The organism is Tepidiphilus olei (assembly GCF_006980705.1).
Lineage (GTDB): Bacteria > Pseudomonadota > Gammaproteobacteria > Burkholderiales > Rhodocyclaceae > Tepidiphilus > Tepidiphilus olei.
Genome location: NZ_SBHO01000006.1, coordinates 19,669 through 39,201, shown reverse-complemented (window position 1 = coordinate 39,201; position 19,533 = coordinate 19,669). Strand labels below are relative to the sequence as shown.

At 63.5% G+C, this 19,533-nt stretch carries 14 protein-coding genes and 1 tRNA gene; 13 read left to right on the top strand and 2 right to left on the bottom strand.

The genetic code is table 11. The features are described from left to right. Positions 1–2 precede the first annotated feature (2 nt). Together EPD80_RS07545 and EPD80_RS07540 are read left to right on the top strand one after the other, a co-directional pair. A complete protein-coding gene (locus tag EPD80_RS07545) occupies positions 3–2,756 on the top strand; it encodes a hypothetical protein (protein ID WP_142810794.1) in 2,754 nt (917 codons plus the stop codon). 233 nt (positions 2,757–2,989) lie between these two features. Beyond that, the gene (locus EPD80_RS07540; RefSeq protein ID WP_142810792.1) at positions 2,990–3,760 is read left to right on the top strand and encodes a hypothetical protein; all 771 of its coding nucleotides are present in this window, start codon (positions 2,990–2,992) and stop codon (positions 3,758–3,760) included. 540 nt (positions 3,761–4,300) lie between these two features. Here the strand turns inward: EPD80_RS07540 and EPD80_RS07535 are convergent. Then, a tRNA-Ser gene (locus EPD80_RS07535) sits at positions 4,301–4,393 on the bottom strand. A 59-nt stretch (positions 4,394–4,452) separates the two neighbouring features. Here EPD80_RS07535 and EPD80_RS07530 point away from each other — a divergent pair. Further along, a complete protein-coding gene (locus EPD80_RS07530; RefSeq protein ID WP_142804399.1) occupies positions 4,453–4,689 on the top strand; it encodes a sulfurtransferase TusA family protein in 237 nt (78 codons plus the stop codon). Between the two features lie 180 nt (positions 4,690–4,869). On the opposite strand, the gene EPD80_RS07525 is transcribed toward EPD80_RS07530, so the two are convergent. After that, positions 4,870–5,532 carry a TetR/AcrR family transcriptional regulator gene (locus tag EPD80_RS07525; RefSeq protein ID WP_142810790.1) on the bottom strand — a complete coding sequence of 221 codons (663 nt, stop codon included), beginning with the start codon at positions 5,530–5,532 and terminating at the stop codon, positions 4,870–4,872. A 113-nt stretch (positions 5,533–5,645) separates the two neighbouring features. On the opposite strand from EPD80_RS07525, the gene EPD80_RS07520 reads away from it, so the two are divergent. The 10 genes from EPD80_RS07520 to EPD80_RS07475 all read left to right on the top strand — a co-directional run bounded on the left by EPD80_RS07520 (position 5,646) and on the right by EPD80_RS07475 (position 19,529). Continuing rightward, positions 5,646–7,259 carry a long-chain-fatty-acid--CoA ligase gene (locus EPD80_RS07520; RefSeq protein ID WP_142810788.1) on the top strand — a complete coding sequence of 538 codons (1,614 nt, stop codon included), beginning with the start codon at positions 5,646–5,648 and terminating at the stop codon, positions 7,257–7,259. Beyond that, the gene (locus tag EPD80_RS07515; RefSeq protein WP_142810786.1) at positions 7,256–8,809 is read left to right on the top strand and encodes an acyl-CoA synthetase; all 1,554 of its coding nucleotides are present in this window, start codon (positions 7,256–7,258) and stop codon (positions 8,807–8,809) included. The genes EPD80_RS07520 and EPD80_RS07515 overlap by 4 nt, the downstream gene beginning before the upstream one ends. A gap of 14 nt (positions 8,810–8,823) precedes the next feature. Then, positions 8,824–10,443 (top strand): acyl-CoA carboxylase subunit beta, encoded by a 1,620-nt coding sequence (locus tag EPD80_RS07510; protein WP_142810784.1) that lies wholly within the window; start codon positions 8,824–8,826, stop codon positions 10,441–10,443. Between the two features lie 29 nt (positions 10,444–10,472). Beyond that, positions 10,473–11,633 carry an acyl-CoA dehydrogenase family protein gene (locus tag EPD80_RS07505; protein WP_142810782.1) on the top strand — a complete coding sequence of 387 codons (1,161 nt, stop codon included), beginning with the start codon at positions 10,473–10,475 and terminating at the stop codon, positions 11,631–11,633. Continuing rightward, positions 11,630–12,478 carry an enoyl-CoA hydratase/isomerase family protein gene (locus tag EPD80_RS07500; RefSeq protein WP_142810780.1) on the top strand — a complete coding sequence of 283 codons (849 nt, stop codon included), beginning with the start codon at positions 11,630–11,632 and terminating at the stop codon, positions 12,476–12,478. The genes EPD80_RS07505 and EPD80_RS07500 overlap by 4 nt, the downstream gene beginning before the upstream one ends. 9 nt (positions 12,479–12,487) lie before the next feature. After that, a complete protein-coding gene (locus EPD80_RS07495; RefSeq protein ID WP_142810778.1) occupies positions 12,488–14,443 on the top strand; it encodes an acetyl/propionyl/methylcrotonyl-CoA carboxylase subunit alpha in 1,956 nt (651 codons plus the stop codon). 32 nt (positions 14,444–14,475) lie between these two features. Beyond that, positions 14,476–15,624, top strand: coding sequence for an acyl-CoA dehydrogenase family protein (locus EPD80_RS07490; protein ID WP_142810776.1), 1,149 nt, complete (start codon positions 14,476–14,478; stop codon positions 15,622–15,624). A gap of 12 nt (positions 15,625–15,636) precedes the next feature. Next, positions 15,637–17,481, top strand: coding sequence for an acyclic terpene utilization AtuA family protein (locus tag EPD80_RS07485; protein WP_142810774.1), 1,845 nt, complete (start codon positions 15,637–15,639; stop codon positions 17,479–17,481). Then, positions 17,474–18,655, top strand: coding sequence for an acetyl-CoA C-acetyltransferase (locus tag EPD80_RS07480; RefSeq protein WP_142810772.1), 1,182 nt, complete (start codon positions 17,474–17,476; stop codon positions 18,653–18,655). The genes EPD80_RS07485 and EPD80_RS07480 overlap by 8 nt, the downstream gene beginning before the upstream one ends. A gap of 103 nt (positions 18,656–18,758) precedes the next feature. Further along, positions 18,759–19,529 (top strand): 3-hydroxyacyl-CoA dehydrogenase, encoded by a 771-nt coding sequence (locus EPD80_RS07475; RefSeq protein ID WP_142810770.1) that lies wholly within the window; start codon positions 18,759–18,761, stop codon positions 19,527–19,529. Positions 19,530–19,533 lie beyond the last annotated feature (4 nt).

Here is a 19,533-nt window from a genome sequence, read left to right as displayed (position 1 = left end):
CGATGGAGGCCCTGAACGAAACGGCCGCCCCGGGTGGAGCTCCCGAGGCGACCGACAAGAACGAATGCACGCTCGCCCAGTATAGCACCCCTTTGACCCTCACCGTCTTCGAGGCAGACCGCCCCATCACAAAGACGGTGCGGCTTGACGGTAACGGCGAGCTCGACAAGAAAACGCCCCCGCAAATGGCGCGCGGCAAGGCGCGACGTTACCGGCTCGAGAACGTCGGCGAGTTCGTCGAGCTGCTCGAATGCCTGGAACCCCGGCACGCGCTCGCCTTTGGCGAACCTTGCGACCCGGCGCGCGACGAGTTCGCCGTCGTCGTCAAGGACAAGTTGCCCGCCGTGCCCCCCTCCGGCGTCATCGCCCGCTCGCGCGAGTTCTTCCAATGGGCGAACGCCCCCGGCGTGCTGCTGCTCGACTTCGACGCGCCCAAGGACGGCGAGCCCCTGGGGATCGACGCGGCGCTCGACGCTCTCTTCGTGGCGGTGCCAGAGCTCGAGGCCGCCCCGATGGTGATTCGCCCCAGTTCGTCATCTTGTATCTGGCACGGCGAACGCGAGCTTGCCGGGGTGCGCGGCTTTCACATCTACGTCATCGTCGCGGACGCGCAGCGCATCCCCGAGCTGGGCGAGACAATCAAGGGGCGGCTGTGGCTGGCGGGCTTCGGGCGCTATGAAGTGTCGAAGCGTGGCGCCTTGCTCGAGCGAACCTTGGTCGACGCCAGCGTGTGGCAACCCGAGCGGCTTGTCTTCGCGGCGGGTGCGCACTGCATCGCCCCGCTCGAACAGCGGCGCGGCTCGCCGATCGTGCGCCACCCCGACGCGCCCCCGCTCGACGGCCTGCCCACGCTCACCCAAAGCGAGCGAAAACGGATCGGCGAATTGCAGCACGCGGCCCGCCAAGCCGTCGCCCCGCTGGCGCGCGAGAAACGCGAAGCCTTCACGCAAGAGCTCGCGGCCAAGCTCACGGACGGCAGCGACTTAGAGCACGCGGCGCATCTCGCGCATCAGGCAATCGAACACAAAGTCTTGTACGGCGACTTTCCCCTCATCCTCAAGGACGGGCGCACCGTCACCGTCGGCGAGGTGCTCGACCATCGCGCCAGATACCACGGCGCAGAGTGCCGTGACCCGCTCGAACCCGACTACGACGGCGGGCGACTGGTCGGCAAGCTCTTTTTGGTCGGCATGCGACCGACGCTAAAATCGTTCGCTCACGGCGACACCAAATACAAGCTCATTCGCGCGCCGCGGCGTGTCGAGATCGTGGGCGGGCGCACGCGCGAGCTTACCGACTGGCTGATCGAGTATCTGCGCAACGCCCCGGACGTCTTTGATTTTGGCAGCGAGCTTGCCACCGTCAGCGACGGTCGCGTGATCCCCTTCCGACGCGAGCGGCTGTCGTACTATCTCGGCGGCGAGTTCCAATTCTTCGGCAAAAAGAAAAAGAGAGACGGAAGCATTGTCGAGGAAGACCGCGACCCGCCCCCCAAGGTCATCGAAAACCTGCTCGCGCTTGGCGCCGAACGCAAGCTGAAACCGCTCGAGGCCGTCGTCTCGGCCCCGCTGGTGCGGCTGGACGGCCAGGTGCTCACGGCCCCCGGCTATGATCCCGTCTCGCGCCTGTTCTACGACACCGGCGCCGAGACGCCCCCGATCGTGCCCGAGGCGCCCACGGCCGAAGAGATCGACGCGGCGCTCGACGCGATCATGGCGCCCTTCGAGCACTTCCCCTTTGCCGGGGTGCTCGACCGTAGCGTGCTGCTGGCGGCGCTACTCTCGGCCGTCGAGCGCCCCGTCCTGCCGACCTGCCCCGGCTTTGGGTTCGACGCGCCCGTGCAAGGCAGCGGCAAGACGCTATTGGCAAGCGCCTTATGCGTGCTCGCCACGGGCGAGCCCCCGACGGTATGGCCCCACGTCAAGAGCGAACGCGGCGACGACGCCGAAGTGCGCAAGCGCTTGACGACGGCGCTGGTGTCGGGCGAGCGGGCGATCGTGTGGGATAACGTGGTCGGCACGTTCGACAGTGCGGCGCTTGCGGCCGCGCTCACGGCCCCCATCTATCGCGACCGCATCCTTGGCGTGAGCGAATCCGCGACCGTACCCAATCGCGCCCTATTCTGCGTGACGGGAAACAATCTCATCCTTTCCGGTGACCTGCCCCGGCGCTTCCTCGTCTGCCGGATCGACCCGCAGACCGAGCGCCCCTTCGCGCGGCGCTTCGCCTTCGACCCGGTGGAGCGGGTGCAGCGGCAACGCCAGCGGCTCGCGGCGGCCGCCTGCGTGATCATTCGCGGCTGGCTGAGCTCGAGCGACTACCGCGACGGTATCCGCGCCCCCGGCAGCACGGCATCGTTCGAGCGCTGGGATGACCTGGTGCGCCAACCCGTCGCATGGCTCGCCCGGCGCGACCCGCAACAATGGCGCGACCCGATGGACGCCATCACGGGCGCGACGGCCGCCGACCCCGAGCTTGACAATCTCGGCGACCTGCTCGAGGCGCTGGCCGCGGCCTTCGGCGACAAGCCCTTCATGACGCGCGACGTGTTCCAGCGACTCGAAGGCTACGGGCGCGCCCCTGAGCTTGCCGAGGCCGTCGCCGGGTTCCTGGGCGGCGAGCCGCGAAGCGCGAAACAAGTCGGCCGCCTGCTGCTCAACCGTCGCGACCGTATCGCCCGCGGCTTGATGCTGCGGCGCTTCGGCGATGACCTTCACGAAAAGGTCGCGAGATGGATCATTCAGCGGGTGACGTGACCCCCGTTTGCGGGGTTTGTCGGGATTTGCGGGGATTGGTGCACTCCAAAAACTTTTCTCGCAAAACCCCCGTGCGGGTTATGGCGGGATATTGCGGGGAAGTTTGGCATCTTCGCGCGAGACAAAAAATCCCATTTCTATGGTGTGGTTATTGGGCGTTACGTGAAAAAGTTTTGGACTGCCGGGAACCCCGCAAACCCGGCAAACCCCGCGAAGTTTTCCAAGAGGCAGGTATGACCACGCTTGACGAGCTCTTCACGCGATCCCGGCGGCGCACCGGCGCACGCCCCGCGGACGGCGCCCCGAAGCGCAACGGCGACGGCGCACGTGCCCACGGCGGCGGCAGCACCGACGCCCCGAAACGCAACGACGACGGCGACGACGGCACCCTCGACGGCGCGCGTGCCCCCGGCGCCCCGCAACGCACCGGCGGCCCGACGACGGCGCCCACGCCCCGACCCGCACGCCCCGCGGCCACCATCGCCGAGGCACGCCCCGCGGCCACCGACGCCACCCCAACCGTCCCGACGCCACGGCCTGCCGACGACGCCCCCGCCACCACATGGCGCATTCGCTACATCGACGGCACTGAGCGCGTCATCGCCTTTTCCCCCGCCAAGACGCGCGAAGAGGTATTGCGCGGCGAAGCTGGCGCGGTGGAGGTGGTGGCGCACACGCCAGGGAAAACGCCACCCGAACGGCCGTTGCTCGAAGACGAGCGCACCCGCATTCGGCGCTGGCTCGAGCTGATCGGCGAGACCGACCCGGCGGCGGTGCATCGCACGCTGCAAGCCTGCGAAGGCGACACCGTGGCGCGAGACTACTTCCTCGATCGCGCCGAGGCACTCGAAGAACGCGCGGCCGTGGCCGAGTTCGACGGCGGATTGCCACGCCAAGAGGCCGAGCGGCTGGCGGCGGCGCATCCCTTCGAAGCCACCGAGGAATCACGCGCGGCACTACGAGCGGCGCGCCAGGCGTTTGAACACCCCACGCTAAGGCTTTGATCATCCCCCCGTGAAGCGCGCTTACGGCGGCGATAAGCCCACTTCACGGCCACGCCAGGCGGCGGCGTAGGTTCTCCGACGGGTTCCCCTGTTGGGGTGATGCAATCCGCGTTGGTCGGCAGTTTTCGCATCCTGAAACTTGAATATGCCCGACGCATCGCGCCAGAATGGGAAACGGCACGCGGCGATGCGATGCGCTCTTTTTGACGGCTTTAGCGTGGCGCTTGCGGCGGCGCTATGGCGGCGCTGCGGGGGACCCTGGGGCATCGCCAGTGGTGCGGGTGCGCAAACCCGCGGAATCGCGCTAGGGCGCGTGGTTGGCGCATATGCAACTGTACGAACTGGCGTCTTGGCTTGCCGAACGCGCGGCTTGGCGCGGGGGTGCGGCGGCGGCCAGAAGTTGGCTCATGCCGACCACATCAACAAAAACGGGACGCGCTGCAAGCCGATAAGGCAGGGAAAACGATAAGGCAAGCGATAAGGCAGGAATTTTTTGCTTGCCGTTTTTTTCTTTGAAATCAAGCAATTATTCGCATGTAATGGCGGAGATGGAGGGATTCGAACCCTCGATACCGGTTTTGCCGGTATGCTCCCTTAGCAGGGGAGTGCCTTCGACCTCTCGGCCACATCTCCAAAGAAGAAGTGCTATTCTAACCGACGTGAGCAAATCGCGTCAAATTCCGGAGGACATCGTGGTCGTCGACGCCGATCTCGAACTCGACGCGCGCGGGTTGCGCTGCCCACTGCCCATCCTGCGCACGAAAAAAGCACTCGCCACGCTGCACTCGGGGCAACGCCTTCGGGTGCTGACCACCGATCCCGGCTCGATGAAAGATTTCTCCGCCTTCGCGCGCCAAAGCGGCAACGTGCTGGAAGTGGCGCACGAAGTCGGGGAAGGAGAATACGAATTCGTGTTGGTGCGGCGCTGAAAGGAGCATGCGGGCGGGTTCGTGATGCATGCTTCTGGCGAATTGGATTGCCCGTAAGAAGGTGGCTACACCTACTCCTGCGACGAACTCCCTTCCTCAACCCGACGTCTTGATCTCGTCCAACTATCGGACAGTGCTCGTTGCTTGGCAGATCGACGGAGAGAAGATGTAGGGAGAGTATCAGCGGCTGGTAGATGCCAACGACAAGCGTAATACCTCTTGGGCGATTTCATCCAAAGTCATCGGGCCGTCCGAGCGGTACCAGTGTACGGTCCAAGCGAGGGCGCCGGTGAGCAGGCGGCGCACGAGACCGGGCGGGCTTGGTAATAGCCCTCGTTCGTGAAGCTGGCCTAGGGTATCGAGCCACAAGCGTTCGTATTCATCGCGCAGAGAGAGGATGGACGCTTGCCCTTCTTCGCTGAGGCTACCCCATTCATGGAATAGCACGGCCATCGCTTCCCCCGTCTCACCGTTGATCGCGTGGAGTTCGCAGCGGATCAGCACCAGCAATCGAGCCACAGGATCGGGGCCAACCTTTTCCAGCGCCTGTCGCATACGGGTGAGATTCAAGGTGATGGCCTCGGTCATCACCGTGCGCAGGATGTCGTTTTTGCTGGGGAAGTGATGAAAAATGCTACCTGATTGAATGCCGGTGGCAGAGGCGAGATCGCGCACGGTCGTGCGTTCGTAGCCCTTCGTCCGGAACAGACGGGCGGCATGATGTAGCAGTCGGCCACGGGGACTCGCGGGATCGGTGAGTTTTCCCTCCTGGATCAAACGGTCCTGCAGTTCGCTGATCGGGGGAAGGGGATCGGTCGTGATCGAGGTAAGGGTTGCAGTCATGTCGATTCCGGTGGGTTGGCGATAGGGTATTGACCAAGCGCTTGCTTCAGTCTAACATCGACTTCAGAAGAGTGCACCCATAAACCATAAAATCCACACCAGGAGGAGACGTCATGGCAGGAATCTCAACCGCCGCGGCGGATTTGGGGCGGCACCTCGTCGAACGTGTCTGCGTCGGCGACATTCTTACCCGCAGTGCAGAGAGCCACGGGAATCGCACGGCGCTCATCGACGGGGATCGTACGTTCAGTTTTCGCGAAGTCAATGCCATGGCCAATCGCTTGGCGTCGGCCTTATTGGCGCGGGGGTTGCAGCGGGGCGACGTGGTGGGCGTGATGGCGCGCAATTGCGCTGCCATGTTGATCGCCTATTTCGGCTGTGCCAAAGCCGGTCTGATATGTGCGCCGGCCAATCTCGGTCTGCGTCCGGAGGAGATCGCTTACTGCCTGAAGGATTCTCGGGCGAAAGTGCTTTTCGTCGAAGAAGCGCTTGCTGGTGCCGCGGCCAAGCTACCGCAGATGCTGCCCGATCTGCAAGCGGTGTACTGGATCGGTGCTTCGGCGCCCGACGTTCCCAAGACGGTCGGCACTTTCGAGGCGTTACTCGATGCCGGTAGTCCCAGCGAGGTGGAAGTCTACGTCGGGGATCGTGATCCGGTGCAGCTGCTCTACACGAGCGGTACCACCGCCCATCCGAAAGGGGTGCTCACGAGCCATTTGGCCGTGACCTTCACCGCCTTGTCGGCCGCGCTTGCCAACCGCATGACCCATGAGACGACTTCCCTCATCGTCTTGCCACTCTTTCATTGTGCACTCTTGAACGGTGGAGCCGTCCCGGCGCTGACGATCGGGGCAACTTCGGTGCTGTTGACGGGTTTCGATCCCATTCAGGTTGCTGCCGCAATCGAGAAACATCGAGTCCGCAGCCTGGTGCTTCTGCCGATGATGTACGCTGCCCTGCTGCAGCATCCGGAGGTGCTCGGCTTCGACTTTTCTTCGGTCGAGCGCGCAATCTATGCCATGGCGCCGATGCCGCACGAGCGACTCAAGGAGATCCACGAGCTCTTTCCCAATGCCGATGTGGTGCTGGGTTCTGGTCAGACCGAATTCACCCCGCCCACCACGTTCATTCGCCCCGAACATCAATGGTCCAAGGCAGGTTCTTGGGGATCACCCACCGTGATGACTCGCGTCGGCATCATGGACGACGAGGGAAATCTTCTGCCGAGGGGTGAAGTGGGAGAGCTCGTCTATCGCGGCCCCCAGGTGATGAATGGCTATCTCAATCTGCCCGAAGAAACGGAGAAGTCCTTCCGCTTTGGTTGGTTCCACAGTGGCGACGTGGCGTGGATCGACGAGGATGGCGTGGTTTGGTTCACCGACCGCAAGAAAGACATGATCAAGACCGGCGGGGAAAACGTCGCTTCCGTCGAAGTCGAGCGCGTCTTGATGGAACATCCCGGTGTGTCCGAAGCGGCGGTGATCGGCGTACCCCATGAATATTGGGGTGAGGCGGTGTGTGCCGTGGTAGTGCCGAAGCCAGGTGTCGAGCTCGATGAAAACGAATTGCGGGCGTTTGCGCATGAGCGCTTGGCGGGGTTCAAAGTGCCCAAAGCCTTTCGTATCGTCGAGGCGCTGCCGCGCACCGGCACGGGCAAGATCCAGAAGCACATTTTGCGCCAGCAGCTGCGTGCCTTATTCACGGGTGGCGAAGGGGAAAGGGCATGAACGACGAGGTCCACTATTTAGGCGGTATCGCCGATTGGATCGAAACCCATGCCCGTTGGCGCGGAGATCGAATCGCGCTGATCGAAGGGGATCGTCGTCTGCGCTACGGGGAGTTGTCCGACCGGGTCGATCGCTTGGCGGGTGCGCTCGCCGAGCGGGGCGTCGGCAAAGGGGATCGCGTGGCTGGGTTGTTGCTCAATTCCATCCCCTTTCTCGAGCTGACGTTTGCGTGTGCCCGCCTCGGCGCAATTTTCGTGCCGCTCAATTTTCGCCTGAGTCCGGCAGAGATCGGCTACATCCTCGCGGATTGTGGTGCCCGCATCGTGATCCACCATGCGATCTTTGCCCCCTTGTTGGCACCCGCGCAGGCCGCCGATGCCTCGCTGATGTCGGTGGTAGTCGATCCTGCCCAAGCGGAGGAGGGAAAGCAAACCTACGACGATTGGATGGCGCGTGCCCAACCTTTGGCCGTCAAACCCATGGTGTCCCAACAGGACGTCCTCGTCATGATGTACACCTCTGGGACCACGGGGCATCCCAAAGGGGCGATGCTCACCCATGGCAACACGACCTGGAACGCCATCAACCTGATGCTCAATGAAAACGCGCTCACCGCCGAGGACGTAGTCTTGACGGTGGCGCCGATGTTTCATATCGGGGGGCTCAACATCCATACCCTGCCGGCGTTGTACAAAGGCATCCCCGTGGTGCTGCTGCCGCGTTTCGATCCGCACGAGACCTTGCGTACGATCGAACGAGAGCGTGTCACTTCGCTCTTCCTCGTTCCTTCCATGTGGCTGATGCTGAGCCAACTGCCCGATTTCGACAACTATGACCTCTCTTCGCTACGGGTGCTTGTCTCCGGAGGGGCGCCGTGTCCAATCCCCGTGATCGAGTTTTTCCAGCGGCGGGGGTTGCGCTTCGTCGAGGGGTTCGGCATGACCGAGACCGCGCCCAATGCCTGCATCCTCGACAGTGCCGATGCGGTGCGCAAGAACGGCTCCGTCGGTAAGCCGCTGATGCACATGCAGATGCGTATCGTCGACGATCAGGACCGCGACGTGATCCCCGGTGAGGTTGGTGAGCTCGTCGTACGCGGGCCCAACGTCTTCGTCGGCTACTGGAAACGCCCCGAAGCCACCGCCGAAGCGTTTCGCGGCGGGTGGTTCCATACGGGCGACCTTGCCCGACAGGACGAGGAAGGGTATTTCTACATCGTCGATCGCAAGAAAGACATGCTGATTTCGGGCGGCGAGAACGTCTATCCCACTGAAGTCGAGCAGGTGCTGTATCGCCACCCCAAAGTGGTCGAGCTGGCTGTGGTCGGAGCGCCAGACCCTCTGTGGGGAGAAGTTCCGGTGCTGGTGGTCGTGCCCAAGGAAGGGGAGCATCTCACGCTCGAGGAGGTTCGCACCTTCTGTGAAGGCAAGCTTGCCCACTTCAAGATTCCCAAACGCCTCGTCGAAGTACCGGCCTTGCCGCGTAACGCCGCGGGCAAAGTGCTCAAGCGCGAGCTGCGTCGCCTCGTCGCTGGCGAGTCCCTTTCGTAACATCGAGGAATTCCATGGCCGTCATCGAAAGCCGCATCGATCCCAACAGTGAGACTTTTCGCACCAACCGCGAGGCAATGCTTGCGCTCGTCGAGCAGTTCCGTGCGCTCGAGCAGAAAGTGCGTGACACCTCGAATGCGAAGAAAGCCCTCTTCGAGAAACGGGGGCAACTTCTGCCGCGTGAGCGCATCGCCCTACTGCTCGATCGAGGGTCGCCGTGGGTGGAGTTGTCCACCTTGGCGGGTCTGGGGATGCATGATGACGATGGCAAGGAAAACGTGCTGGGGGCGGGCCTGATCGTGGGGATCGGTTATGTCTGCGGGGTGCGCTGCCTCGTCAAGGCTTCCGACAGTGCGATCAAGGGGGGCACGATCGCACCCATGGGGTTGCGCAAGAATCTGCGGGCGCAGGAAATCGCGCTACGCAACAAGCTGCCGATCATCGACCTGGTCGAATCGGGTGGGGCGAACTTGCGTTACCAGGGTGAGATCTTCATCGACGGCGGGCGAGGCTTCTTCAACCAGGCGCGCTTGTCGGCTGTCGGCATTCCTCAGATCACCGTCGTGCATGGTTCCTCCACCGCGGGCGGGGCGTACCAGCCGGGGCTGTCCGATTATGTGATCATGGTACGCGGCAAGGCCAAGGTCTTTCTCGCGGGCCCTCCTCTGTTGCGCGCCGCTACCGGCGAAATCGCTACCGACGAGGAACTTGGCGGGGCGGAGATGCACGCGACGCGCTCCGGAGTGGCGGACTATCTGGCCGAAGACGACGTCGATGCCATTCGCTTGGCGCGTGAGATCGTCGCCAAGCTCGGCTGGAACGATCGGCTGCCTGTGGCGGCCAAGCCTTCGTTTCGCGAGCCGCGCTACAGCCCCGAGGAGCTCGCCGGCGTGGTGCCGGTCGATTACCGCAAACCCTACGACGTGCGCGAGGTGATCGCGCGCTTGGTCGACGATTCCGATTTCACCGAATTCAAGCCGACCTATGGCGTGCAGACGATCTGCGGGCAGGCCGAGATCGAAGGGCACGCCTGCGCCTTGATCGGCAACAACGGCCCGATCGACGTCCAGGGGGCAACGAAGGCGGCGCAGTTCATCCAGCTGATGTGCCAGGCCGACACGCCCATCATCTATCTGCAGAACATCACCGGCTACATGGTCGGGACCGAGGCCGAGCAAAATGGCATCGTCAAGCACGGCGCGAAAATGATTCAGGCGGTGAGCAACGCCACCGTACCGCAGATCACCTTGCACATCGGTGCGAGTTTCGGGGCAGGGAACTACGGCATGTGCGGGCGAGCCTACGAGCCCCGCTTCATCTTCGCGTGGCCCAACAATCGGGTGGCGGTGATGGGCGGAGAGCAGGCGGCCAAGGTGCTGTCCATCGTCACCGAAGAGAAACACCGCCGCAGCGGTGAGCCGCTCGATCGGGCGGCGCTCGAGGCGATGGAGCGTCAGATCATCGAGCAGGTCGAGCGGGAGTCCACTGCCCTCTATGCAACAGCGCATCTGTGGGACGACGGCCTCATCGATCCGCGCGATTCACGCAAGCTGCTGGCTTTTTGTCTGTCCGTGTGCCGCGAAGCCGAGCTGCGACCGCTCAAGCCGATCACCTTCGGCGTGGCCCGTATGTAACGCACTCATTGACCTGGAGGGAGGAGACCATGCAATTTACCGAAGAACACAAAGCGTTGGGCGAGGCAGTGCGCAAGTTCGTCGCCAATGAGATCAACCCCTACGTCGACGAATGGGAACGTGAAGGAATTTTTCCGGCGCACGAGCTCTTCCGCAAAATGGGCCAACAGGGCTTCCTCGGCATCACCAAGCCGGAGCGATTCGGCGGCATGGGGCTCGATTGGAGCTATGAGCTGATGTTCTGCGAGGCAATGGGGGAGGTCAATGGCGGCTCCATTCCCATGGCCGTCGGCGTGCAGACCAACATGGCCACGCCGGCGCTGGCCCGCTACGGCTCGGACGAACTGCGCGAAGAGTTTCTCAAGCCCGCCATCAGCGGCGAGTACGTCGCCTGCATCGGTGTCTCCGAGCCCGGCGCAGGTTCGGACGTGGCTTCCATTCGTACCACGGCGCGCAAGGACGGCGGCGACTACGTGATCAACGGCGGCAAAATGTGGATCACCAACGGTACCCAGGCCGATTTCATGTGCATGCTGGCCAATACCGGTGAGGGTGAGCCCCATCGCAACAAATCACTCATCATCGTGCCGATGAAAACCAAAGGGGTGACGATCGCGCGCAAACTCGACAAACTGGGGATGCGGGCTTCCGATACCGCCCAGATTTTCTTTGAGGACGTGCGGGTGCCGCAGCGCTATCGCATCGGCGAGGAGGGCATGGGGTTCATCTACCAGATGCGCCAGTTTCAGGATGAGCGCCTGTGGGCTGCGGGCAGTGTCCTGCGTTCCATGGAGATCGCCATCCGCGATACGGCCGAATACACGCGCCAGCGCATCGCCTTTGGCAAACCCTTGCTCGACAATCAGGTGATCCATTTCAAGCTCGCCGAGCTACAGAGCGAGGTCGAGGCGCTGCGCTCACTGGTCTATCGCGCCGTCGAGAACTACATCCACGGCGAAGACGTGACACTGCACGCCTCGATGGCCAAACTCAAAGGGGGGCGGCTGGTGCGTCAGGTGGCCGACAGTTGCCTGCAGTTCTACGGCGGCATGGGCTTCATGAACGAGACGCCGATCACGCGGCTCTACCGCGACGGGCGCTTGATGTCCATCGGCGGCGGGGCCGACGAGGTGATGCTCGGGATCATCGCCAAGTACATGGGAATCCTTCCTGGCAAGGCCAAGTCATGAGCGGGCAGGCAGACCCAACCCGGGAGCCTGAGTTTCCTGCTTGCCGGACATTGGCGCTGGATCTGCGCGACGGGATTCTCTGGCTGAGCTTGAATCGACCGGAGAGCCGCAATGCCCTGAGCGACGAGATGCTTGAGGAACTGATGGCGGTGGTGTCGGTGCTGGAGAACCGCCCAACCGTGCGCGCCGTGGTCGTGCGCGGTGCGGGCGGCACTTTCTGCGCCGGCGGGGACATCCGCGGGTTCCGTGCTTCCTTCGAAGCCCCTCCACCGCCTGCCGGCGAAGCGGATCCCATCGCACGCCACAACCGTCGCTTCGGTGCCTTCATGGCAGCCTTCAATGCGCTACCGCAAACGGTGGTCGCGGTCGTCGAGGGGGCTGCTTTCGGTGGGGGTCTTGGTCTGGTGTGCGCAAGCGACGTCGCCCTGTGTATGCACGAGACGCGGTTTGCTCTCTCCGAAACTGGGCTCGGGATTCCTCCTGCCCAGATCGCGCCTTTTGTGGTTCAGCGCATTGGTCTCACGCAGGCTCGCCGGCTCGCGCTCACGGGGGCGCGCTTCGATGGACGCGAAGCGCTGCGCATCGGGCTCGTCCATCATAGTTTTGCAGACCGGCCGTCGCTCGAGGAGGGGCTCACCGCAGTGCTCGCCTCAATCGGCCGGTGTGCTCCTGGCGCCAACGCGGCCACCAAGCGGATTCTTTTCGAGAGCCTCGCCTTGCCTTTGCCGGAAGTGCTCGATCGGGCGGCCGAGGTTTTTGCTTCGTGTCTGCGAGGCTCGGAAGGACGGGAGGGCGTACAGGCATTTCTCGAGAAGCGGGCCCCTGCCTGGGTGCCGAAGACGTGAGGAGAGGGGATGTTTCGTAAGATCCTGATCGCCAATCGCGGTGAGATCGCCTGCCGTGTCATACGGACCGCCCGAGCGCTGGGCTATCGTACCGTAGCCGTCTATTCCGATGCCGACCGCGAGGCCGAGCACGTGCGCCAGGCCGATGAAGCGGTTCCTTTGGGGGGATCGGCGCCTGCCCAATCCTACCTGTCCATCGAACGCCTGCTCGAGGCGGCCCGCCGCAGTGGTGCCGAAGCGGTACATCCCGGTTATGGTTTCCTCTCGGAGAATGCCGAATTCGCCGAGGCGTGTGCCGCGGCCGGTCTGATCTTCATCGGGCCGCCGCCCGAGGCGATCCGTTTGATGGGCAATAAGGCTGCGGCCAAGCGCCGCATGATCGAGGCGAACGTGCCCTGCGTTCCCGGCTATCAAGGAGCTGCGCAGGATGATGCCACGCTGATCGCCGAGGCGCAGCGCATCGGGTTTCCCCTGATGGTCAAGGCTGCGGCTGGCGGTGGCGGACGCGGCATGCGCTTGGTCGAGGATCCCGCCGATCTCGTGGCTGCGCTCGCGGCGGCGCGCTCTGAAGCAACCACGGCCTTTGGTTCCAGTGAGTTGATCCTCGAGCGCGCCATCCTGCGTCCCCGTCACGTCGAGATCCAGGTATTCGCCGACCGCCATGGCAACGTGATCCATCTGGGAGAGCGCGACTGTTCGATCCAACGACGACACCAAAAGGTGATCGAGGAGGCCCCTTCGCCGGCCGTGACGCCGGCACTGCGCGAGCGCATGGGCGAGGTGGCGGTGGCGGCGGCACGGGCGATCGGCTATGTGGGAGCAGGCACCTTGGAGTTTCTCCTTGCCGAGGACGGTTCGTTCTATTTCATGGAAATGAACACCCGGCTGCAGGTAGAGCATCCGGTTACCGAAGAAATCACGGGGCAGGATTTGGTCGCCTGGCAATTACAGGTCGCTGCCGGTGAGCCGCTGCCGCTTGCCCAACATGAGATCCGTTGGCAGGGTTGGGCGATCGAAGCGCGTCTCTATGCCGAAGACCCTTATCACGGCTTCTTGCCCCAAGCGGGGCGATTGATCGCTTGGGATCCGCCGGCAGGGGTGCGGGTCGAACACGGCTTGCGTGCCGGGCAGGAGATCCCTCCATTTTATGATCCCATGATCGCCAAGCTCGTCGCCCACGGTCGGACCCGCGAAGAAGCGCGCCGCCGTTTGTTGCATGCCCTCGAAGACTGTGTGGCCTTGGGGGTCAATACCAACCGGTCTTTTCTCGCCGCTTGTCTCGACCATCCCGAGTTTGCCGCTGGTCGAACTTCCACCGCCTTCATCGATACCCATTTTCCCCCTCAGGAACTCACTCCTCCACCCCCTCCTCCTGTGAGCGTGGCCTTGGCAGCGGTCTTGGCGTTCCGCCGCATGGAAGAGGGCGTTGCGCCCTCTTTGCGTGAATGGCGCAGCACGGCCCCCGTGCCCGTTCCGCTGAAGCTTGCTCGTGGTGATCAGCGCCATGAGCTCACCCTTACGGTCTGTGCTCCCGATCGTTACCGCGCAGTGAGCCGAGAAGGGGAATGGACGCTCGAGATCCTTGAGGCTCAGGACGGTCGAGTGGTGTTCATGGCCGACGGAGTGCGGCGCCAAGCCCGCTATGTTTTCGACGAAACTCGTGTGTTCCTGCAACAAGGGGGCGGGGAATGGTGCTTCGAGGACGTGACGCTCGTGAGCACGCGTGCCTCCGAGCACGAAGGCGAGGCGCGCGTCACGGCACCGATGAACGGGGCCGTCGTGGCCGTCTTCGTCGAGGCCGGGCAGCAGGTACGTCGAGGCGAGCGCTTGCTCGTGCTCGAAGCGATGAAGATGGAGCATGAGATCACTGCGCCGCGCGATGGTCGTATCCTCCGGCTCACCGTCGCCCCGGGCAAGCAAGTGAAACAGCGCGAGCTACTGATCGAACTGGAACCGGCGAGCTGATGCGAGCGGCGCCTTTACTTGAGGAATGAACGATGAACTCCAGCAAAAGCCCTTATTACACCCCCGAACACGAGGCCTACCGTGAGAGCCTTCGGCGCTGGGTCGCGACCGAGATCGAACCCTATGCCGACCAATGGGATGAAGAAGGTACGTTTCCCCGCGAACTCTACCGTAAGGCCGCTCAGATCGGTCTCATTCCCATGGGTTATCCCGAAGAATATGGGGGCATTCCTGCCGATCTCTTTTATCTCATCATCGGGGCGCAGGAACTCGCCCGGGCTGGGGCAGGGGGAGTCAGCGCCAGTTTGCTGAGCCACACCATCGGTACGCCGCCGATCGTGCGCGGTGGCAGTCCCGAGCTCAAAGCGCGCGTGCTGCCGGGCATCCTCTCCGGCGAGAAGATCAGCGCGCTGGCGATCACGGAGCCGAGTGGTGGTTCGGACGTGGCCAACCTGCGCACGCGGGCGGTACGCGACGGCGATCACTACGTCGTCAATGGATCGAAGACCTTCATCACCTCGGGGATGCGCGCCGATTACTACACCGTGGCGGTGCGCACTGGCGGGCCGGGGCGCGATGGCATCTCGCTGCTCCTCATCGAGCGGGATCGGCCGGGGTTTTCGCGCACGGCGCTGGAGCGCAAGATGGGCTGGTGGGCATCCGACACGGCCACGCTCTACTTCGAAGACTGTCGCGTGCCGGTGGGTAATCTGCTCGGCGAGGAAAATCGCGGTTTTCGCCTCATCATGGAGAATTTCAACCAGGAGCGGATTTTTCTCGCTGCTGGGTGCAATGGGTTCTCACGCGTGTGTTACGAGGAGGCTCTGAACTACGCGCGCCAACGCCATACCTTCGGTCGTCCCTTGGCCGAACACCAGGTCGTGCGCCACAAGCTCGTCGATATGCTGATGCGCATCAACGCGACCCAAGCCTACTTGGAGAGTCTCGCTTGGCGTATCGAACAAGGGGAACGCCCGATTGCCGACGTTTGCCTCTTGAAGAACCAGGCAACGCTCACGATGGAATTCTGCGCGCGCGAGGCGGTGCAGATCTTCGGCGGGGCGGGATACCTGCGCGGCAACAAGGTCGAGCGCATCTATCGCGAGGTGCGAGTCAACGCGATCGGCGGCGGGGCCGAAGAGATCATGCGCGACCTCGCCGCGCGCCAACTGGGCATTTGAGGAGAAAACGAGATGGGCGAGAAAATCGTACGCATCGGCGGGGGGGCCGGTTATTGGGGGGACACGCCGAGTGGCCCACGCCAGCTCGTGCGCCAGGGGAACATCGATTACCTCATCCTCGACTATCTGGCCGAGATCACCATGTCGATTCTCGCCAAGGCAAAGGCGAAGGACCCTCAGGCAGGGTATGCGACCGATTTCATCACCTTGGTGATGAAACCCCTCTTGCGCGAGATCGCGGAGAAACGCATCAAGGTGATCGCCAATGCCGGCGGGGTCAATTTGCCAGCTTGTCGGCATGCCCTCGAGGCGCTGGCGCAAGAGGCGGGGGTGCGGCTGCGCATCGGTACCGTCGAGGGCGATGACCTATTGCCGCGCGCGGGGGAGCTTGCCGCGGAATCGATCCGGGAGATGTTCACTGGGGCGCCTTTCCCGGCCAAGCCGATGAGCATCAACGCCTATCTCGGCGCTTTTCCGATCGCCGCGGCGCTCGATGCCGGGGCTGACGTGGTGCTCACGGGCCGCTGCGTCGACAGCGCCCTGGTGGCTGGTCCGCTCATTCATGAATTCGGCTGGGGACCGCAGGATTACGACAAGCTCGCCGCCGCGGGGCTTGCGGGGCATCTGCTCGAATGCGGTGCCCAGGCGACCGGCGGCAACTTCACCGACTGGGAGGACGTGGTCGATGATTGGCCGACGATGGGTTTTCCCATCGCCGAGGTGCGCGCCGATGGCTCCTTCGTCGTCACCAAGCCTGAGGGCACGGGCGGTTGCGTCTCGCCCTTGTCGGTGGGCGAGCAGATGCTCTACGAGATCGGCGATCCCGCCGCTTATGTCCTGCCAGACGTCATTTGCGATTTTACCGGCGTGCGCCTGCGCCAAATCGGCCCCGATCGCGTCGAGGTCACGGGCGTACGTGGGCTTCCTCCTACCGATACCTACAAGGTCTGTGCTACCTACCCCGATGGGTTCGGGACCGTCGGCACTTTGGTGCTCGCCGGCCGCGATGCGGTCGCCAAGGCGCAGCGCTATGGCGAGGCGATTCTTGCCAAGGTGCGCAATAGTCTGGAAGAGGCGGGCCTGCCGCCGCTCAGCGACAGCGCCATCCAGCTGGTCGGGGCGGAGTCGCTCTATGGCCCATACGCCCAACCAGCGGCGCGCACGCTGCGCGAGGTGACGTTGCGCGTGGCGGTGCATCACCCGAGTCCGGCCGGCATCGAGGTCTTTTCGAAGGAATTCATGGGCGCGGCTTTGGCGATGAGTACCGGCCGTACGGGACTGGCGCCTGGTCGCCCCAAGGCGAGCCCCATCGTGCGCCTCTTCTCCTTCCTCTACCCCAAGAAGAATGTCCCCGTCGAAGTGCGCGTCGATGGCGAGGCGCTTACCGTACAGCATCTCGTCGGCGGCGGGGGCAGGGTACCGACGTCGCGCCCAGGGGATGAAGAAGAATCCTATCCTCTGGGCGAGAGTGAACCGGTGCCGCTCGTGTATCTCGCGGTGGCGCGCAGCGGCGACAAGGGTAACCATGCCAACATTGGCGTCATCGCCCGTCGACCCGAGTATTTGCCCTGGATCCGTGCGGCCCTCACGCCGGCGGCGGTACGCGCCCGCTTCGCCCATTTCATTACCGGCAAAGTCGAGCGCTTCGACCTTCCTGGTATCCATGGGTTAAACTTTTTGCTGCACGATACCTTGGGCGGGGGAGGTGTTGCCTCGCTGCACCTCGACCCGCAAGCCAAGACCTACGCCCAGCTGCTCCTCGACATGCCGATACCCGTGCCGCCAGCCATGGCGCGTCTGGCGCAAGAGGAGCGATCCCACTTCACTTTTAAACACCAAGGAGAACGCAATGTCTGAAGCCTATATCGTCGCCGCGGCTCGTACCGCCGGAGGTCGCCGCAATGGCCGTCTTTCGGGATGGCATCCTGTCGATCTCGCGGCGCAAGTCTTGAACGCACTGCTCGATCGCGCTCAGGCCGATCCGGCTCTCGTCGAAGACGTCATCATGGGGTGCGTGAGCCAGATCGGTGAGCAGGCGGCCAACGTCGCGCGCAACGCCGTCTTGGCTTCTCGCCTGCCCCAATCGGTGCCGGGGACCTCGGTCGATCGTCAGTGCGGTTCCTCACAGCAAGCGATCCACTTCGCCGCCCAGGCGGTGATGTCGGGCGCGATGGACGTCGTCATTGCTGCTGGGGTCGAGAGCATGACGCGCGTACCGATGGGCAGTCCCATCGCTCTGCCACACAAAGCCGGCATGGGCCATTACATGAGTCCGGAGATCCGCAGCCGCTATCCCGACGTGCCCGAATTCAGCCAGTTCATGGGGGCCGAGATGATGGCGAAGAAATACGGCCTCACCAAGGACGAGCTCGACGCCTATGCCTTGCAGAGTCACCAGCGGGCGATCGAAGCGACGAAGTCTGGCCGATTCAAGGATGAGATCGTGCCGGTGGAAGTGCGCACGCTCGAAGGCGGCGCTTCGGGTGAGATGCACACCGTCGACGAAGGGATCCGCTTCGACACTTCGCTCGAAGCCATCCAGAGCGTCAAGACGCTCCAGGAAGGAGGCGTCATTTCCGCGGCCAATGCCAGCCAGATCTGCGATGGCTCGGCCGGGGTGATGATCGTCAATGAGCGGGGGCTGAAGAAGCTCGGCGTGGAGCCGTTGGCGCGCATCCATCACATGAGCGTCATCGGCCACGACCCCGTGATCATGCTGGAAGCACCTTTGCCCGCCACCAAGGCGGCGCTGAAGAAAGTCGGCCTGTCGATCAATGACATCGACCTCTTCGAAGTGAACGAGGCTTTCGCCTCGGTGACGATGGCCTGGCTCAAGGATACCGGCGCCGATCCTCAGCGGCTCAACGTCAACGGCGGTGCCATCGCCTTGGGACATCCGCTCGGAGCCTCAGGGGCGAAACTGATGACCACCCTCGTGCACGCCTTGCGCCAGCGCGGCGGACGTTACGGTTTGCAGACGATGTGCGAAGGCGGCGGCATGGCCAACGTCACGATCATCGAACGCTTGTGAGGATTCATCCCGGGCGCATGGATTGAGGAGGATCGTGCGCCTATGCACCGTCCGTCGAGAAAGACGGGGACAGTAACTACCTATTTTTTGCAGAGGAGAGAACATGGATATCAAAGATCGCGTTTTCATCGTCACCGGTGGGGCATCGGGCTTGGGAGGCGCGACGGTTCGCCGGATGGTCAAGCTGGGTGCGCGGGCGATCATCGCCGACGTGCAGGAAGAGCTGGGTAAGAAGCTCGCTCAGGAACTCGGGGAGGCTGCGCGCTTCGTGCGTTGCGACGTCACGAGCGAAGAGGAGGGCAAGCGGGCGGTGGCCACTGCGATCGAAGCTTTTGGTGGTGTGCACGGCTTGGTGAACTGCGCTGGCATCGGCGTGGCCGAGAAAGTCTTGGGCAAGGAGGGGCCGCACGATCTCGCCCGTTTCAATCGGGTGATCCAGGTCAATTTGGTGGGCACTTTCAACATGATTCGGCTCGTGGCCGAGGCAATGTCTCGTCAAGAGCCGCTCAACGCCGATGGCGAGCGCGGCGTCATCGTGAACACTGCCTCGGTGGCCGCCTTCGATGGGCAGATCGGCCAGGCGGCTTATTCTGCGTCCAAAGGAGGCGTGGTCGGGATGACCCTGCCGATCGCGCGGGAACTCGCTCGTTTTGGGATTCGGGTCGTGACCATCGCTCCGGGTCTATTCGAGACGCCGATGATGGCCGGTCTGCCCAAGGAAGCGCAAGAATCGCTCGGTAAACAGGTTCCCTTCCCTTCGCGCTTGGGGCGGCCGGAAGAGTACGCCATGCTCGTGGAGGCGATCGCCGTCAACCCCATGCTCAATGGCGAGACGATTCGGCTCGACGGTGCCATTCGTATGGCGCCGCGTTGAGATC

Excerpts from the sequence above, each read along its gene's own strand:
- EPD80_RS07545 (WP_142810794.1), top strand. The coding sequence starts at position 3 with ATGGAGGCCCTGAACGAAACGGCCGCCCCGGGTGGAGCTCCCGAGGCG.
- EPD80_RS07540 (WP_142810792.1), top strand. The coding sequence starts at position 2,990 with ATGACCACGCTTGACGAGCTCTTCACGCGATCCCGGCGGCGCACCGGC.
- EPD80_RS07525 (WP_142810790.1), bottom strand. The coding sequence starts at position 5,532 with ATGACTGCAACCCTTACCTCGATCACGACCGATCCCCTTCCCCCGATC.
- EPD80_RS07520 (WP_142810788.1), top strand. The coding sequence starts at position 5,646 with ATGGCAGGAATCTCAACCGCCGCGGCGGATTTGGGGCGGCACCTCGTC.
- EPD80_RS07515 (WP_142810786.1), top strand. The coding sequence starts at position 7,256 with ATGAACGACGAGGTCCACTATTTAGGCGGTATCGCCGATTGGATCGAA.
- EPD80_RS07510 (WP_142810784.1), top strand. The coding sequence starts at position 8,824 with ATGGCCGTCATCGAAAGCCGCATCGATCCCAACAGTGAGACTTTTCGC.
- EPD80_RS07505 (WP_142810782.1), top strand. The coding sequence starts at position 10,473 with ATGCAATTTACCGAAGAACACAAAGCGTTGGGCGAGGCAGTGCGCAAG.
- EPD80_RS07500 (WP_142810780.1), top strand. The coding sequence starts at position 11,630 with ATGAGCGGGCAGGCAGACCCAACCCGGGAGCCTGAGTTTCCTGCTTGC.
- EPD80_RS07495 (WP_142810778.1), top strand. The coding sequence starts at position 12,488 with ATGTTTCGTAAGATCCTGATCGCCAATCGCGGTGAGATCGCCTGCCGT.
- EPD80_RS07490 (WP_142810776.1), top strand. The coding sequence starts at position 14,476 with ATGAACTCCAGCAAAAGCCCTTATTACACCCCCGAACACGAGGCCTAC.
- EPD80_RS07485 (WP_142810774.1), top strand. The coding sequence starts at position 15,637 with ATGGGCGAGAAAATCGTACGCATCGGCGGGGGGGCCGGTTATTGGGGG.
- EPD80_RS07480 (WP_142810772.1), top strand. The coding sequence starts at position 17,474 with ATGTCTGAAGCCTATATCGTCGCCGCGGCTCGTACCGCCGGAGGTCGC.
- EPD80_RS07475 (WP_142810770.1), top strand. The coding sequence starts at position 18,759 with ATGGATATCAAAGATCGCGTTTTCATCGTCACCGGTGGGGCATCGGGC.